This window comes from Coleofasciculus sp. LEGE 07092 (assembly GCF_015207375.1).
Lineage (GTDB): Bacteria > Cyanobacteriota > Cyanobacteriia > Cyanobacteriales > Coleofasciculaceae > LEGE-07092.
Window position 1 is genome coordinate 20,570 of record NZ_JADEWY010000028.1, and the last position, 16,261, is coordinate 36,830.

Below are 16,261 nucleotides of genomic sequence, written 5' to 3' on the forward strand. Positions count from 1 at the left end.
TAGTCTGGCTTAGACAAGACCGTAAGGAAAAAAAATGACTCTATTGCCAAAAACAGAAAACAAGTATTCGGACAATGACTATTGCCAAATCCAGGAGTTAACGTTTATTAAGTTTTGAAGGGAAAATCACCTGAATAAAAATCTGGATTCCCTAATATCATACTCAAGGATAATAAAGTTTGTCTTCATTTTTTTATGAAGTTTTTATAAGCGGGGAACCTTTTCCTGCATCCTAATGACTTTTTTAATAATTTCCGCAGCATCACTTGACCTAAACTAATTCAAGGCTTCAGGCTTACTTCATACCTCTGATCAGTGTCCTCAGTAAAATTACTGATTTTTTCTGTAGTTGTCTCAGCTATTAATCCTAGACCTAAAAAGGCTGTTTTTTTAAAGATTTGATAAAGCCTTTCCATTCGTATTGATTAGCTATCCCGTTTCGGTCTAACCTGCAAATAGGCATCTACTGAAAAAAAATCATGCAGATTGGACAACAATCCGCTTCAGAGGATCAACACAACTGGATTTGTCCAGACATCAGTCCCTACTGGCAACTCAGCCAACTGGGTTCCACCAAACAATACATTCTGCGATCGCGCCACGACAATCGTCACATCCCTTTATCCCCAGCAGAGGTTTACGCCCTCAGCCACTTCACCGGAATTTTCACCGTTACTCAGATTCAACAGCTATGTCAGCAGAAGTTTGGTTCAGCAATTGCCCCCCATTTTGTGGTGGAATTACTGCAAAAATTAATCAATATTGGCATCCTCACATCCAACGAATCCATTACACCCAAACTCCCCATTTCCGATAGTCAACAGCGAAATCTTCAACACTCCAATTCCCCAAACCTTCAGCTAAAATCATGTATCCAGTGGATTCCCCACGCCGATGGTTATTGGATATTACGCAACCCAGAAGATGTCACCTTTCTGCAAGTCGATTCTCAAAGTAAAGCCGCTATCAACCAACTCGGAAAACATCCCCCCGCAGATATCGCCAAACAAAATAACCTCAGCCTCCACCAACTCCGCTACCTCCTGCAACTCCTCACCGCCACGGGGATGTTAGCAGGAACAAAACCCGCTAAACCTCCCAAGCGCAAGTTCACACCCCTACAACTCCTCTTCTTCAAAGTTCCCCTATTTAATCCCGACTCTTGGCTAACCCAACATATTCATAAACTGCACTGGATTTGGACACGTCCCTTTGCTCTCATCCTGTGCTTTTTTTTAGCCTTTTCCTTAGCAATTAGTCTATCCCAGCGTCCAGAAATTATTCTCACCGGACAACAACTCGTTGCCAATCAAGGGGCATCTTTGATGCTACCCTTTGCCCTACTTGCCATGCTAGTGGTAACTCTACACGAACTCGGACACGCCTTCACCCTGAAACATTACAACGGCATTGTCCCCGAAGTCGGGCTACTCTTCATGTTTTTAATGCCCGCCGCTTACACCAATACCACCGATTCCTATTGCCTATCCCGATTTAAACGCATTTTAGTCGTCGGCGCTGGCGTTCTTTGTCAACTGATTATTGCCGCAACTGCCTTCTGGTTATGGCAATTCTCCGCCCATTGGTTAGCCACCACCAACTACCTCCTCATGGTTGCGGCACTCTTCACCATCGCCCTCAACCTCAACCCCCTCGCCAAATTTGACGGCTATTACCTGGCAGTCGCCCTAACAGGCATTAACAACCTCCGCAGCCGTTCCTTCCAATTCTACGGCAACCTCCTACGCGGACGCCCCAACCCCGAAACCTCCCACAACTCCCTCATCCTAGCCACCTACGCCCCCTTCAGCTTCCTCTACATCCTACTCGTCTTCGGCAGCATCTTCACCCTAGTCACCAACTGGACACTCACCAATATCCCCTTCTGGACAGCCACCCTACTCACAATTTGGGCAATTTACTACTACTTTCCCCAAAAACAAGCAGGGGAGCACAGGAGCGGAGGTGCAGGGGAGCAGGGGAGCAGGGGAGCGGGAGAGCCAGGAAACAAATCCCTCCGCGCACCTCTGCGAAAACCTCTGCGTACCTCTGCGTTTAAAAAAAACCAAACGATAACTCCTCCCAACATCAACCCCCCTCAATCCCAACCTTTAAACTCAAAAATTAACATGAATGCCTCCCAACAAACCCCCTCTCTACAAGTCGTACCCCCATCGACCAAACCAACCCCATCAAACCCTCCAACTCATCGCCTACAACGCTTCGCCCTACTCGGAACCATCGCCACCAGCTTATGCCTAATCAGCTTAATCCCCACCTCCTTTGAAGTGGGGGGTGCCGTCGAACTCCAAACCCGCGAAGGTGCCAGAGAAGTCATCCGCGCCCCCATGCCCGGAGTCGTCACCGAAATTCACGTTCAACCCGGAGAAACCGTCCAACCGGGACAAATTCTGGCACAGTTATCCAGTTTAGACTTAGACCGAGAAATAGCCGCCACTGAACACCAACTCGTTCAGGCAGATCAAATCCTCGACACCACCCGGAAACAACGCATCCGTGCCGAAGCGCAACTCCTAGAAGTCCAAGCTGTAGCCGAGGCGATGCAAGAAAAAACTCGTCGGGAAAGCTTACGCGCTACTGCCATAACTCAAGGTCAACTTACACCCGAAATTCAGGTCTTAGACACCCAACGCCAGCGCCTCCAAGAGCGCATCCCAGAACTCGAAGAAAAATTACAACGCTATCAACAACTCTACGAGCAAGGAGCCATTTCCCGCAACCGCCGTGATGAGATAGAAAGCGAACTGCGAGATATTGAGAGTAGTTTAGCTGCCAAAACCCAAGAAATAAATGCCGCCCAACAAAACCAAACCGATACCGCCAGTGACTTGCAAACTGAAACGGTATCCCAACTCGCCGCCATTGACGCCTCCCAAATGATTGCCACGGCGGAATCAGAAATGATGACACAGCAAAAAGCGATCGCAACTCTAAAAAACCGCCTATCTCAGCTTAAAACCCTCAGAGAAAATCTGACCCTACGTTCTCCCATGGCAGGAGTAGTCCTCACCAGTGATTTAGACTTGCGAAAGAATCAAGAATTGAAACCTGGAGAAGATTTTTTACTCGAAATTGCTGAACTTAACGAACTGACTGCCACGGTAGACGTGAAAGAAGAAGACTTAGAATATGTAGAACTCAATAAACCCGTTACCTTTCGTCCCCGCCAAGCCAAGTTAAGACCCTACAGTGCCACTGTTAAGCGAATTCTACCGAAAATCCAAAACGAACCGTCTCAACCCCAACGTCTAGCACGAGTACAGATTTTTGTCAATAACAGCGACGGGAAACTGTATCCCGGAGCAACAGGTTATGCCAAAATCTGGTCAGAACGGATTCCCCTGTATCAACGTTTGGGTCGAGAATTAATGCGTTTAGTTCCCCTGGAGCGATTCCTGTGGACAGAAACGGAACAGTAGATGCAGATGGGGCAATATTGACTTGCGGAAAGCTTATGCTTCCCAATCTAACTCCCTCTTCTGTCTGTACAATACTGGCAGAAAAGCCAATGATATTTTATGACCAGCTACCAATTCCCGGAGGATTTCTGGTGGGGAACCGCAACGGCATCTTATCAAATTGAAGGGGCAGTAACCGAAGGGGGGCGCAAACCCAGCGTTTGGGATACCTTCAGCGCCACTCCCGGACGAACCGTTAACAGTGATACGGGTGCTATTGCTTGTGATCATTACCACCGCTACGAAAAAGACGTGGAATTAATGGCGCAACTGGGTATCAAACATTATCGCTTTAGTATTGCTTGGTCACGCATTATTCCGGAGGGGCGAGGGGAAGTCAACGAAGAAGGCGTGGATTTTTACAAGCGTCTAGTGGATTGTTTACTGGATCATGGCATTACTCCCCACGCCACATTATTTCACTGGGATTCACCTCAAGCACTGGACGATGCCTATGGATCTTGGCAGAGTCGGCAGATGGCAACGGATTATGCTGACTATGTTACAGCCGTTGTCAGTCGATTGGGCGATCGCATTACCCACTGGATGACAATCAACGAAATCTCCTGCTTTACCCACATCGGTTACGGGATGAACTCCATCCCGCCTCATGCACCAGGAACTCAGGTAAGTTCACCTAAACAGGTGTGGCAAACCTCTCACCATGCGCTGTTAGCACACGGTTTAGGGTGTCAGGCAATTCGCGCCGCTTCTCCTGTTTCTTGTTCGGTGAGTTTAGTGGATAATTTTGCTGTCACCGTGCCGATTAACGAGTCACCCACCCATATAAACGCAGCAAAAAAGGCTTTTCATACTTGCAGGCAGAATGGCGGTATTATCGTTCCTGCCCTCACAGGTGCTTATAGTCCGGTATTACTAGAACAGTTGGGAGACAATGCGCCGGATATTAAGAACGGAGATTTAGAAACCATTCACCAACCCTTAGATTTTATCGGCTTTAATATCTACTCCGGCACCTATGTCCGGGCGGTAGATAATCAATTAGGATATGAGTGTCTCGATTTCCCCCAAGGGTATCCTAAACTAGATATGCCTTGGCTTTACATTTTGCCAGATAGCCTTTATTGGGGCATTCGCCATATTAGTGAAACCCTTGGACGTTCGGATTTGCCTGTCGTTATTACTGAGAATGGCTGTGCTGCTAAGGATGAATTGAATGCTAAGGGTGAGGTTATCGATACCGATCGCATTCTTTACCTACGACAGCATTTACGGTCAGCCCATCGAGCAATTTCTGAAGGATATCCTCTAAAAGGATACTTCCTTTGGAGTTTGATGGATAACTTTGAATGGTCTTATGGGTATGACCGCCGCTTTGGAATTATTTATATAGATTATCCCACTCAAAAGCGCATCCCTAAAGCTAGCTTTGATTGGTATCGAGAATGCATCCGCAGCAATCGAGTTGTCTGAGAGATGATCTCGAATCCCGTTAATTAGCCACACTATAGAATAAACAAAGGCAATATCACAACCCAGTTGCAGTAAGCAGTTACGTTAAAATGAAATTTTCGAGCGAGGAGTGTTTTATGTCTTCTCCATTTCCAGGCATGAACCCTTATCTAGAAAATCCGGCATTTTGGTCAGAAGTACATAATCGGTTAATCGTGAATTTAGCCGACGCTTTAGCACCCCAAATTCCTCCTCAATATCGCGTGGCTATCGAGCAGCGCACTTATTTAAGGGATGAGTCAGATTCTGTGTTGGTGGGAATTCCTGATGTTGCTGTATTCTCTCAAAATCGGGGAGCCAAACTAACCTCATCAACAGCAACTTTTACTTCTACATCTGAAGCTGTAACAGTGAAAATGCACGTGCCAGAAAATGTCAAGGAAATTTATTTAGAAATCCGAGAAGTCACCACGAGTTATGTCGTGACAGTGATTGAAATTTTATCTCCTAAGAATAAACGTGCTGGTGAGGGAAGAAAAGCTTACGAACGGAAGCGAAAACAAGTATTAGCGACGACTACCCACTTAGTAGAAATTGATTTACTTCGAGGGGGAAAGCCGATGCTATTTTTAGGTGAAGTTCCGTCCTCAGATTATCGAATTGTGGTGAGTCGAGGTGATCGCCGTCCCCTAGCCCAATTGTATGGTTTTAGCGTGCGAGAAGCGATTCCCTCGTTTCCTTTACCGTTACAGTCAAAGGATGCCGAACCTTTCGTGGATTTGCAAACTTTGTTAAATGGCGTGTACGAACGTGCCAGATACAACTTAGCCATAGATTATAGTCAAGAGCCAGTCCCACCTCTGAAGGAAGAAGACGCAGTTTTGGCAGATACTCTCTTGCGAGAAAAAGGATTGCGAAATAATTAAAGTTCTATCTCGGCAGAGCGAGGTAGGTTATCTAAACAAGCAGTCAGAACCTTAACTTGTTACAAGAGAGAAAAGAAAATAGGGCAAAGGGCAAAAGGGTAAGAGAGTAAAGGGTAAGAGAGTAAAGGGTTACAGAGTCCTCGGCAACTTGCACACCACCCGAAAACCAATATTGATGAAGACGAGGTCGGGGAAAGAGCTGACGCGAGACGTGGAACGGCAACTTCTTGGAAGGAAGTCCCAAGAACCGCCGCGCAAAAGCCTGCTGCCATTATCATTCCGATTTATCCAAGCACTTCCATCCGTTGGCGCTCCGTTGTAATTTTCATGCCAGGTATCTTCGCACCATTCCCAAACATTGCCGTGCATATCGTATAGCCCAAAGGCGTTGGCTGGAAAACTGCCTACATCTGTTGTTTGCTGTCGATAGATTCCCTTAGAACCGTTACCATAAGACCCCAAGTGTAACGTTCCATTGATTGTCCTGTTCTCCCCGCAGTAATTGGCTAAACCAGTTGAAATTGTCTCGCCAAAGTGAAAGGGAGTTGTGGTTCCAGCACGACAAGCATACTCCCACTCCGCCTCGCTCGGTAGCCGATACTCTCGCCCCGTTGCTTTTGATAGTCGCGCACAAAACTCAAAGGCTTCATACCAAGACACTTGCTCTACTGGGCGATTTGCACCTTTAAAATTGGATGGATCGGGTTTGAGGTCGATGTTGACCTTGGGTAGACTGGCAACGACTTGCCATTGAGCTTGTGTAACCGGAAATTTACCCATGAAAAAGGGTTGAATAGTGACGGTGTGCTGTGGCTCTTCGCTCTTTGCCCGTCCTTGCTCACTCTCTGGAGAACCCATGAGGAATTTGCCACCTAGAATGGTGACCATTTCCAACGTTACTCCATTACCCAAGTCTTCTGTAAAGAACTCTGCCCGCCCACGACTGCGGTTGATTTCGCAAGTAACTTTCTCACCACTAAACCATCCTGATTTCTTCACGACGGAGAGAGTTGCAACCTCAAACTCAAATAGCTGAGTTTTAATCTTCGTGTGCGAGTTGGGAGCTGGGGAAGGGGTTGGCGTTAGTTGTCGTTTGAGTTGCTCCGCCTCCTGTTGTCGTTGCTCTGCTTGCTTGAGGTTACGCTCATACTCTGCCTTTTTAGGGGCGATGACTCGTGCTTCGATTTGAGCGATATCTTCATCTCTAAGATTTAGGATTGTCTGGAAGCGCTTTAATGCATTACGGTCTTTTTGGCGGAGTGGATATTGCAACTTAATTGCTTGAGACAAAGCTTGCTCATAGCGTTGCAATTTCTCTCGGCGCTTTCGATAAGGTTCCAGAACCTCTAACTCAATTTCTTCAGCTTCTGGTGTGGATAACTTCAGGTTATTTCGTAACTCCTCTAAGCAGAAACGGTTAATCGGAGAGATATCACCCTCATCTTCTAAAGCAATTTTGTCAAGTTCCTTGCGATACTTCAGCCTAGGGTCATCCTTGGGCGACTTTGCCAGCCGAATTCTATAGCCTTCCTCCACTGGGTAGAACTTGGGAGTCATTGCCGGAGCCGCTTCTGTTACTTTGACACTGGCATAGTTATGCAACTCATCCACCGAAATCCAACCATCCCCGTCTTTATCGGCTGCCCCTTTTTCAATTCCCTCCACCAGATAGCGAGTGTAGACAGAGAGTTCTGAACCTTCCTGCTCAAAGGAGTATTGAGTTGAGGTGGAAGCCGTAAGAATCGCCCGTCCTTTGCCACCTAAGTGTTCCTGAACATTAACACTGCCGTCATCTTTCACCGTCAACCCTTGAGCAATGGCACCACTAAAGCAACAGTCCAGAATCAACACTTGCCTCTGGGATTTGCTCTTATTGATTCTTTCGTGCAGTGTACTCGCTGCTACTGCCGATGGTTCAAACAATCTCCCTTTTTCTTTGTAAGTAGCACGGGTGGACAGGTAAAGCCTACCGCTTTCATCTTTAATCCCATGCCCAGAGAAGTAAAACAACAGCAAGTCATCCTTCTGGCGATTGGCAAACAACCTATAAATGGCTTCTTCCATCTCCTGCCGTTGGGGATTTTTCAGCACGGTGATATCCGCCTCAGCAAAGCCACCCATTTCCGGATGTACCAAGACACGCCGCATCGCCTCAATATCCTTCACTGCCGCAGGCAAAGGATTTAACCCAGGCTTATACTCACTCACCCCTATCAGCAGTGCTACCTTCGCCATGTTGCCTGCCTATTGTTTTAGAAATTCCTGTGCTTTCTGATAGGCATAGTCAAATTCGGCTTGAGAGCTCGCTTCAATGCTCAGTTTTCTACCATCAGGCGCTTCGATATCCAGTTTAATGGGTTTGCCACCGAAGCGATCGTTCAAAAATCGAAACACCGCTTTAATATTAGCCGGATTCACTTCAGCCGTAAGTACTCCCAACAAAAAGCCCCCCAAAGCTTTTGAATCTGGAGGGGCTTGCTCAACGGCAACTAAATTTGCCTCTTCAACCCCATCCACCTCTTTAATCTGGGGTAGCAAGTTTTCCACTTCTGCTTGCAAGTCTTCATCATCCAAATTGGGGTCGGATAGGGAAATCGTAACCTGAAGATTAGATGTACTTACCATGTCAACCGCCTGAGTACTATCAATTATCTTAATGGTGATTACATCCGTCTTGGGATAGATTTCCGGAAATCTTGGCAAGAAGATTTCTGTGACTAGAATGTTGCCGAACGAGATCTGTGAATTGAAGAAGATGTGGTTGCTCAAAAATACTGTGAAAGTCCCTATCCAACGGGTGCAAAATCTGCGATAAAATAACTATGCCAAATCATTCTCTCGATCCTATTGCATCTTTGCAGTCCGGTTTAATTGTATCCTGTCAGGCTCCTGCTGATTCCCCCCTGCATGATCCAATAGTCATCGCAGCCATGGCGCAAGCTTCTGTAAATCAAGGAGCGGTTGGCGTGCGAATTGATACCCCTGCTCATGTTAAGGCAGTGCGCTCCCAATGTCCCACGACACCAATTATCGGGTTATGGAAGCAGCAATTACCAGGGTCTGAGGTTTACATTACACCCCAATTTCATCATGCGGAAGCGATCGCCTCTGCGGGGGCTGATATTATTGCCATTGACGCTACCTTGCGGGAACGTCCTGGGGGAGAAACGGTTGCAACTTTAATTACCCGCATTCACGAGGAATTGGGCAAGCGGGTAATGGCAGATGTGGATACGATTGAAAGTGCGATCGCAGCCGTTAAAGCGGGAGCTGATATGGTAGGAACGACACTTTACGGCTACACGGCGCAAACTCAACATCTCAAGCCCCCTGGTTTTGACTTGCTATCTCAGATGGTAGAACAATTGGATATTCCAGTAATTTGCGAGGGGGGTATTGCTTCGCCCCAGATGGCACAACAAGCGCTGGAGTTGGGAGCTTATGCAGTGGTTGTCGGGACAGCAATTACGGGTATTGATTTGCAGGTGAAAGCCTATCAAGAGGTAATTAGGGACAGGAAAAAGGACAACGACGGATAAGCTGTTTCTTGTTAAGACTTGCTACAATACCGTTGAATTAGCAACCGCTATGCTACTAAGTAGAGTGGTAGAAACAAGCAAGCTAAATTATTAAGTTAGTAACCATTAGATAGATAATATGTTTACGCAAATACGTCGTTTTTTTAGGATTTTTTTTAGGAAGTCGAGGACAATCAAAAACGAACCCCTCAATAAAGTTAGTTTGATTGTCATTATTTTAATTGACATTTTTATATTAACTAATGTTTTTGCCGGACTGGATGATATTAGCCGATGGTATATCGACCCTTCACAGGCTTATCCCTGCTATACCGAGTGGGAAAATTATCAAACAAACACCACTCAAGATAAAGACTATGAAATTGTCAAATCTTCATTCAGCAATAACACAGGGGATCAACGGAGTTTTCAGCAAATCTATCAGCAAGCTGAACAAGGGCATCTAGGAAAAGTTTCTCCAATTTGTTTGAACTATGGCAACTACAAAGATAAGATTAACACTCCTGAAAATCAGCAAATTATAACAACTATTGCTCAGAAAGAAGAAAAAGTTAGTACACTTGAAGAATCCAATCGCACTATTCGCGCTCAATATGACTCCACTCTTTTGGAAAAAATTGCAGGTCAGTCCCGTGAACGCTCTATTAATGTCGTTGGTGCAGAAAAAGCCAAACAGGAGTTAGATCAAAATAATCGCAATATTTCTACATTTAAAAAAGAAATATCCGAGCTTAAAAAGCAACTACTTGTCAAGACAGAAAGTGTTGGTTTTATTACCTTTCTTAAGGATGATAGTAAATTTAGTGCGGTTGAACAAGCTTATCAACAGGCATCATTTTGGTATCCGAGCATCCAACTGACGTTTCAATTTCTATTTCTTGTACCATTAATTCTCATCGCCTTATCAGTTCATAACTTTGCTCAACGAAAAGGATATGGACTGATTTCACTGATTAGCTGGCATTTATCAGTCGTATTTTTTGTCCCCCTAATTATTAAAATCTTTGAATTCCTTCAATTTGGTACACTAGTTGAATTTATCTTTGATATCGCTAGCACTCTGTTTGGCGGGTTAATTTTCTTACTCAGTTATGTTTATATTTTACTAATTCCATTGCTTGGCTTTGGAATTATCAAATTTTTTCAAAAAATTGTATTTAATACTAAAGTCCAGGCAGCTAGCAGAGTTCAAGAATCACGCTGTATCCAGTGTGCAAAGAAAATAAAGCTTCATGATTATTACTGTCCACACTGTAGTTGCTATCAATACGTTGAATGTGAAAGCTGTCATGAGTTGACCTATAAATATTTGCAGTATTGTAAACAGTGTGGACATTCTCAAGAGCCAGTTTCTAATCAATAATGGAACAGCGTATCCTGGGGAACCCCATTACAGCAGAACGTTCAGATTTTGGCGGTCAAAGGTTTGAGCTTGTCCCTGTCTGGTAATTAATACAGGACTTACGCACAGACGCTACATCTGGTAGAGACACGATATATCGTGTCCCTACAATACGTTGGCGATCTGTCAGATAAGCTCGACTGCTAAAAAACTTGAATCGATATAGCGCTACGCGCTAGGGAACGGGGAACAGGAAACAGTAAGCTGTGACTGGGTTTCAGGATGTAGAAATGTCCTAACCTAAACTTGTAGTGCGATAAAACCCTTGTGGATCTCGCTCGTAAGGTACACGTTGATGTAGGATGCTATCCTGGGTTGGTGGACCCGTTAAGGGTCTGACTGCCATCACGTCAGAGTGTTGTTGTAATAGTTGAATGCCTTCTTCAATCCAACTGTAACCGGGCTGCTGGTGGAGTAACATATCACTATCAAAGTGAAGCACATAATCTCCGGGGACTTCTTCAATGGAGAAAATGGTGCCGAGGATGGGATAGCCTTTGTAATTGTGACTTTGGCGGATGCGATCGCCAAAATGTTTTTAATAGATGCCGTTGCGATAAGTCTCTGAGTTGCTCAAAACTAACGATACCGGAACGGTTTACTTTATCACCAGACGGTGGTGCGGTTACTTACAGCCAATAGGCGTTGAGAAAAGGGTAAATTAAATTACACATTCTCACTAAGGGGCTACATTTTTAATAAATCTAGTACAGAATTTTTAATTTCTGAAGCATCTTTTACAAATCTACAAAAGGGAATTTGGTAAGTCCATGTTTTATAAAATTCTTCATTTTTATGATAGGAATTTGGTAAAAATACATGGGGAATATTTGATAGAGTACAAAGGATATGTCCGTGCAAGCGATTTGTAATTACTAAACGATATTGCTTAAGCTGGTAAATTCCACTATGCACAAATCCCCACGCTCTACGATGCATATAAGGGTTATATAAAGTACTAATTTTTCTAGCATAGGGATGAAAATATTGTGACAGATAACAAGATATTATTTCAGTAGAGTTTGCAGCTTTTTGAGATCCATTTTTTTGAAATAATTCTTTCGTTAAATTCCAGCGATTACGGAGTGACCACTTTTTAGGAATTCCCTCGTATTTATAGGAAATCCAATCTTCTAAAAGCACCTTATCTTTAAAAGCTTTCCAATCATTGACAACGATATCAGGTATATCGACAAATTGAGATGCATAATCTTGATTTAACTCTTTGTCACTTCTACAAAGATATAAAATAGGGAAGCTTGGCTGAGGCGTGAAGGGTAAATTTGGCATATTTGCCATTTGGAAAGCTATATCAGGGCTTTTGAGAATGCGGCAATTTCCAAAGTAGCGATTAGCTAGAGCGTAACTATAATTATCTCTGGCAAATATAGTCAAATTTGGATGGGAATTGAAAAGATCTGCTACTTTTTTGGCATTTTCTAAACTTTGAAAATAAATAGTTTGTGGCAGTATAAAAATTGGACGGTCTAAGTAGTTAGAAATGATGTGTTCTCGGAATTTCTGATGATATGACCAAATATCACCTAAATTTCCACCACCATGGAGAAGGATAGGAGCTTTACCAATCCGTTTTTCCATCTCTGCTTCAGAAAAATCTGCAGGACTTGAAGCATAATTAATCTTGACCTTTAACACATCAGTCAAGTACAGTACAGTTCCCAGCCAGATAGCCTGATCGCCAGGATTGCGATTGTCAGGATAGTCTAGAAGAGCGCACTGCTCAAATTTTCCTAATTCTCCTAAATTTTTGTGAAGAATCTCTCTAATTTTATCCGGAGATGAGATATCCATTTTTTATTTTTTATAGATTTTCGTCCTAGCTTGAACTTTTAGAAACCTCTAGGTTGAGATAAAAGTGATCGCACCCTTGTGCGAAACCCAATCTGATTTCTCCACTTCTGCAAACTTTTACGAGTTCTTCTGGTTTGAATTGCCAGAGAGCGGCGCAGTATAAACGATTGCCGAGTCAAGCTTGATTCTTTACACCATTGCTCGTAGGCTGGCACTATTGTATCGATTATGAGCGTACTCCACCGTTTCGTCAACTTTTCAGGGCTAGTTTCCTGAGCGCGAATTCGACCGTTTTCAACTATTGATCGACGCAATTCTGGTTCATCGCGCAACCGTTTTAGTGCCAATACCACTTCCTGAATCGAAGTGACTTCTATATAGTCAAGTTCGCTTTTTCGCTCAGCTCGAAATGCCGACTCACAACCCAGAATGGCTGGTACATCTGCGTGCCATGCGTTGTATAACTTCGTAGCAGGTTTCCAGGTGTAATCCCGCTGGGTGAAACTGCGTACTGCTAGAACCGCATCAACATTGCTGTAATCGTGCCAATGCTCGAAATTGCTGACGATATGCCACTGCAAACCTAGGGTATTAACCTGTTCCCGCCAAGCTGCACCCTGTAACTCCGGTAATAAGTTCTCTTCAAGTCCAAAGAAGGCAATATTTTCAAAGTGATCGTTCCGTTCCCGACTGCGTGGAATCAACCCTGGCTGTGGCCAAAGTGGCATATAACGGATCAATCCGGGAAGTAAATACTTATCTCCCAGAACCATGAGTTGTGTTACCAATCCTTGAGGATTTTGCACAATATGAATTTGGGCATAGGGGTGTCTGGCTCGGTCTGCCTGAAAACAAACAATAAGTTGCTTTGAACTCGGCTGTAAATCTGTTGGTAGAGAATCCCAATGGGCTAAAACAATACCCTCGCTAGGTAGAGTACCAACTAACTCACAGGGAAAGCCATCCGCTTTTAGCCTTAAATAAGTTTGTATAGTCCAGCAGTAAATCCCGCGCCTGAACCCTGACCAATAGGTATCTGCCTTTTGTGGCATATTGTCTTGCCAGTCAGACTGAGGCAGATAAAAGTAAATGGGTGGCAGTTTTTCGAGCATAACAAGATCTGATAATAGAGGGGACTTTACTCAGCACAAAATCTAGATATCTAGATTTAGATAAAGATCAAAAAAACAGTCATTTTTTTACTTCTAACCAGTATTTTAGCTTGAGGTCATAGTACCCAGCCTGTTCGGGAGGATACCATCCCGCCTCAATTTTCTCGATGATTTTGGGTAAAGCTTCGATAAACTCTTTTCCCCGGTCTTTGGGATGCACCGTCCAAGCTTTCGGGGAATCTAGAACAGCTCGAACGTAGGGAGTTTCTTCTAAACGATTTGAGACCATGACCTCCCAAGAGTCTAGTGCTCCTTTTCCGGTCAGGTAATTCAGTTTAGTTTTGACGGGTGTAGGCAATCGATTTAAAATTTTGTTTTTGTAGGAGCGCCACAAAACTGATAAGGGTAGCAAGCTATCAAAACGTTGGCGAGCTGTCAGATAAACCCGACTGCTAAAAAACTTGAATCGATAAAACCCTTGTGGATCTCGCTCGTAAGGTACACGTTGATGTAGGATGCTATCCTGGGTTGGTGGACCCGTTAAGGGTCTGACCGCCATCACGTCAGAGTGTTGTTGTAATAGTTGAATGCCTTCTTCAATCCAACTGTAACCGGGCTGCTGGTGGAGTAACATATCACTATCAAAGTGAAGCACATAATCTCCGGGGACTTCTTCAATGGAGAAAATGGTGCCGAGGATAGGATAGCCTTTGTAATTGTGACTTTGGCGGATGCGATCGCCAAAATGCTTTTGATAAATGCGCTGGCGATAAGCTTCTGAATAATCAATATCAACAACCTTGTCTACTACCCCAGAGCTTAATAAGCGATCGCAATAGTCTCTGAGTTGGTCGAGGGTGCCGATACCAGGACGGCTTACTTTGTCACCGGACAGGGGTGCGGTATCTACAGCGAGTAGGCGTTGAGTAAAGGGAAAATTACACGTCCTCACTAGATGAGGAATCGTGTGCATCATGAATGGGATATCAGTTCGCGCCACCATAATTGATAGCGAACAATTGGGCGATACCATCAAAGTCTCCTTAGAAGCCGTGTCCGGATTTGGTTAGCTGTCAAGTGATTGATGATATAACGACTAGCATTATATCGGTAATTATCTACTTTACTGAGTCTATTCGGAGATGGGGAAGATAAGGAGAGTAGAGGAGATAAAGAGAATAAATGGATTTCTTCCCCAACTTCCCCACCATCAGCATTCGGGTTAGCAAGATGCCGTAAAAGTTAGACTCTCATCCAGCTACAGCCCCCTTGTTCTGCTTAGAGGATGAGGGGTTTCCTTTTTGTGGAAGTCTTACACGCAACGCTTCCTCAATCAAGATAGCCCCCATTTGACTTTGCGATCGCCTCTCTGCCGTCGCTAGTTTTTCCAAATTTTCTGCCAAATCGTCGGATAGCACCACCGAAACTCGTTTGCTCATTGGGTAAATCTCACTTTCCTAGTGAATTGAATCCTTGGTTTTTAAGGAGGTGATTTTGTTACACCTACTACAACCTTCGCTTATTTGTGTACTTCTTGACTAGAATGATGCATTTTGCGAGAGATGCAGCACGTACTTTGTTATAATAATTTTACTGAGAGCTATGGTTACACAATGCCACAAATCAAAGCCAGCCCGGTAGAAGCAAAGAGCGATCGCTCCGACAGCCCGCATCCCGATGGTGAGGACTATCGACAAGCCTTAGAAGATTTCGGAATTGCTCAACTGCTATCTCATCTGAGAAACTACGCCGACGAGGACTTCAATGCCGCTTGGATGCACTTACAGGAATACGAACTCGAAAGCCTAGCAGTTCTCCTAATACAGCGCTTAACCCAAAACCTGAACGGCAAAATGATTGCCAGTTACTTAAACACCATCCGCCATGGCAACTCTGACGTGCTTTGTGAACCAATCAGCTTGCCAATCCCACCCTCCTCAGTTGACTCCCCCACCGACTTCCCCACAGACTTTGCCCCCCGCTACCAAGAAGGCGAGCTCATTCGGTGGCGGACTCTCTCCCCAAACTCAGACTGGGGTATCGTAATGGGTCGATTTTATGCCTATGCCCGACATCAGTATCAGTGGGCAGTTGGCTATCTCATTCAACTCGACCCAGAGTCTCCTAGTGCAGCTTGGACAGCTACCGACACCGCCTGGGAAGATGATTTACAACCGCTCGAAACAAGTCCGCTCAAATCCCGCCTTCCAGACGCTTCTCCCTCTGTCCATAGCCCACCCGGACGCTACAATGCCCGACGTAGGCGCAATCCTTGTCCCCTCACTCAACGAGAGAAAAACCTGATCGACCTCTACAGCCACTGTCAACTGGCAATGACACCCAGGCAGTTTCATCGCAAGTGGGACGTGAATTACGAAACGATTGCCTATATCTGTTCTCGCTCGACTTCCACCGTGCAGTGTTGGTTCAGGAGAGGTCGAGACTACCGCCGCCCGCACCCTATTGATTTGCGTCACCTGGCTTTAATGGACTTCTTGCTAGAGCATTTTGAAGAGATTCCGGAAACCCTCACAAGTGTGTTGTGTACTCCAGAATAGTCAAACATCCAGCCCTGAGT

The 16,261-nt window shown here is 44.8% G+C and carries 14 protein-coding genes; 7 read left to right on the plus strand and 7 right to left on the minus strand.

Annotated features, from left to right (window positions below; translation table 11 throughout):
• Nucleotides 1-479 precede the first annotated feature (479 nt).
• The 3 genes from IQ257_RS09190 (at nucleotide 480) to IQ257_RS09200 (ending at nucleotide 5,818) form a co-directional block, all read left to right on the plus strand.
• Entirely contained in the window at nucleotides 480-3,440 is a 2,961-nt protein-coding gene (locus IQ257_RS09190) for an efflux RND transporter periplasmic adaptor subunit (RefSeq protein WP_193874823.1), read from the plus strand.
• A 99-nt stretch (nucleotides 3,441-3,539) separates the two neighbouring features.
• Complete coding sequence (locus IQ257_RS09195) at nucleotides 3,540-4,913, plus strand: GH1 family beta-glucosidase (RefSeq protein WP_193874821.1); 1,374 nt, start codon at nucleotides 3,540-3,542, stop codon at nucleotides 4,911-4,913.
• A gap of 116 nt (nucleotides 4,914-5,029) precedes the next feature.
• Complete coding sequence (locus IQ257_RS09200) at nucleotides 5,030-5,818, plus strand: DUF4058 family protein (protein ID WP_193874819.1); 789 nt, start codon at nucleotides 5,030-5,032, stop codon at nucleotides 5,816-5,818.
• Between the two features lie 129 nt (nucleotides 5,819-5,947).
• On the opposite strand, the gene IQ257_RS09205 is transcribed toward IQ257_RS09200, so the two are convergent.
• Both IQ257_RS09205 and IQ257_RS09210 read right to left on the minus strand, forming a co-directional pair.
• Nucleotides 5,948-8,053 (minus strand): caspase, EACC1-associated type, encoded by a 2,106-nt coding sequence (locus tag IQ257_RS09205; protein WP_193874817.1) that lies wholly within the window; start codon nucleotides 8,051-8,053, stop codon nucleotides 5,948-5,950.
• A 9-nt stretch (nucleotides 8,054-8,062) separates the two neighbouring features.
• Nucleotides 8,063-8,521: a sugar ABC transporter permease gene (locus IQ257_RS09210; RefSeq protein ID WP_228060558.1), complete on the minus strand. Its 459-nt coding sequence runs from the start codon at nucleotides 8,519-8,521 to the stop codon at nucleotides 8,063-8,065.
• A 119-nt stretch (nucleotides 8,522-8,640) separates the two neighbouring features.
• Here IQ257_RS09210 and IQ257_RS09215 point away from each other — a divergent pair, with 119 nt between their 5' ends.
• Complete coding sequence (locus IQ257_RS09215; RefSeq protein WP_193874815.1) at nucleotides 8,641-9,357, plus strand: N-acetylmannosamine-6-phosphate 2-epimerase; 717 nt, start codon at nucleotides 8,641-8,643, stop codon at nucleotides 9,355-9,357.
• Between the two features lie 118 nt (nucleotides 9,358-9,475).
• The gene (locus IQ257_RS09220; protein WP_193874813.1) at nucleotides 9,476-10,720 is read left to right on the plus strand and encodes a zinc ribbon domain-containing protein; all 1,245 of its coding nucleotides are present in this window, start codon (nucleotides 9,476-9,478) and stop codon (nucleotides 10,718-10,720) included.
• Nucleotides 10,721-10,994: 274 nt separating this feature from the next.
• On the opposite strand, the gene IQ257_RS09225 is transcribed toward IQ257_RS09220, so the two are convergent.
• Complete coding sequence (locus tag IQ257_RS09225; RefSeq protein ID WP_193874811.1) at nucleotides 10,995-11,201, minus strand: hypothetical protein; 207 nt, start codon at nucleotides 11,199-11,201, stop codon at nucleotides 10,995-10,997.
• Here IQ257_RS09225 and IQ257_RS30710 point away from each other — a divergent pair.
• Nucleotides 11,193-11,327, plus strand: coding sequence for a hypothetical protein (locus tag IQ257_RS30710; protein ID WP_265584491.1), 135 nt, complete (start codon nucleotides 11,193-11,195; stop codon nucleotides 11,325-11,327). The two genes, IQ257_RS09225 and IQ257_RS30710, sit on opposite strands and share 9 nt — an antisense overlap.
• 119 nt (nucleotides 11,328-11,446) lie before the next feature.
• Here the strand turns inward: IQ257_RS30710 and IQ257_RS09230 are convergent, their stop codons facing one another.
• The 4 genes from IQ257_RS09230 to IQ257_RS09245 form a co-directional block, all read right to left on the minus strand.
• Entirely contained in the window at nucleotides 11,447-12,571 is a 1,125-nt protein-coding gene (locus IQ257_RS09230) for a polysaccharide pyruvyl transferase family protein (RefSeq protein ID WP_193874809.1), read from the minus strand.
• 38 nt (nucleotides 12,572-12,609) lie between these two features.
• The gene (locus IQ257_RS09235) at nucleotides 12,610-13,683 is read right to left on the minus strand and encodes a glycosyltransferase (protein ID WP_193874806.1); all 1,074 of its coding nucleotides are present in this window, start codon (nucleotides 13,681-13,683) and stop codon (nucleotides 12,610-12,612) included.
• 79 nt (nucleotides 13,684-13,762) lie between these two features.
• The gene (locus IQ257_RS09240; RefSeq protein ID WP_193933000.1) at nucleotides 13,763-14,716 is read right to left on the minus strand and encodes a hypothetical protein; all 954 of its coding nucleotides are present in this window, start codon (nucleotides 14,714-14,716) and stop codon (nucleotides 13,763-13,765) included.
• 217 nt (nucleotides 14,717-14,933) lie between these two features.
• Nucleotides 14,934-15,122 (minus strand): ribbon-helix-helix domain-containing protein, encoded by a 189-nt coding sequence (locus IQ257_RS09245; RefSeq protein WP_193933002.1) that lies wholly within the window; start codon nucleotides 15,120-15,122, stop codon nucleotides 14,934-14,936.
• Between the two features lie 174 nt (nucleotides 15,123-15,296).
• Here IQ257_RS09245 and IQ257_RS29960 point away from each other — a divergent pair, with 174 nt between their 5' ends.
• Nucleotides 15,297-16,241 carry a hypothetical protein gene (locus IQ257_RS29960; RefSeq protein ID WP_228060560.1) on the plus strand — a complete coding sequence of 315 codons (945 nt, stop codon included), beginning with the start codon at nucleotides 15,297-15,299 and terminating at the stop codon, nucleotides 16,239-16,241.
• The last annotated feature ends 20 nt before the right edge of the window (nucleotides 16,242-16,261 follow it).

What these genes read in the sequence shown, in the direction of transcription:
- IQ257_RS09190 (WP_193874823.1), top strand. Translation starts at nt 480, where the DNA reads ATGCAGATTGGACAACAATCCGCTTCAGAGGATCAACACAACTGGATT.
- IQ257_RS09195 (WP_193874821.1), top strand. Translation starts at nt 3,540, where the DNA reads ATGACCAGCTACCAATTCCCGGAGGATTTCTGGTGGGGAACCGCAACG.
- IQ257_RS09200 (WP_193874819.1), top strand. Translation starts at nt 5,030, where the DNA reads ATGTCTTCTCCATTTCCAGGCATGAACCCTTATCTAGAAAATCCGGCA.
- IQ257_RS09205 (WP_193874817.1), bottom strand. Translation starts at nt 8,053, where the DNA reads ATGGCGAAGGTAGCACTGCTGATAGGGGTGAGTGAGTATAAGCCTGGG.
- IQ257_RS09215 (WP_193874815.1), top strand. Translation starts at nt 8,641, where the DNA reads ATGCCAAATCATTCTCTCGATCCTATTGCATCTTTGCAGTCCGGTTTA.
- IQ257_RS09220 (WP_193874813.1), top strand. Translation starts at nt 9,476, where the DNA reads ATGTTTACGCAAATACGTCGTTTTTTTAGGATTTTTTTTAGGAAGTCG.
- IQ257_RS09230 (WP_193874809.1), bottom strand. Translation starts at nt 12,571, where the DNA reads ATGGATATCTCATCTCCGGATAAAATTAGAGAGATTCTTCACAAAAAT.
- IQ257_RS09235 (WP_193874806.1), bottom strand. Translation starts at nt 13,683, where the DNA reads ATGCTCGAAAAACTGCCACCCATTTACTTTTATCTGCCTCAGTCTGAC.
- IQ257_RS09240 (WP_193933000.1), bottom strand. Translation starts at nt 14,716, where the DNA reads ATGGTATCGCCCAATTGTTCGCTATCAATTATGGTGGCGCGAACTGAT.
- IQ257_RS09245 (WP_193933002.1), bottom strand. Translation starts at nt 15,122, where the DNA reads ATGAGCAAACGAGTTTCGGTGGTGCTATCCGACGATTTGGCAGAAAAT.
- IQ257_RS29960 (WP_228060560.1), top strand. Translation starts at nt 15,297, where the DNA reads ATGCCACAAATCAAAGCCAGCCCGGTAGAAGCAAAGAGCGATCGCTCC.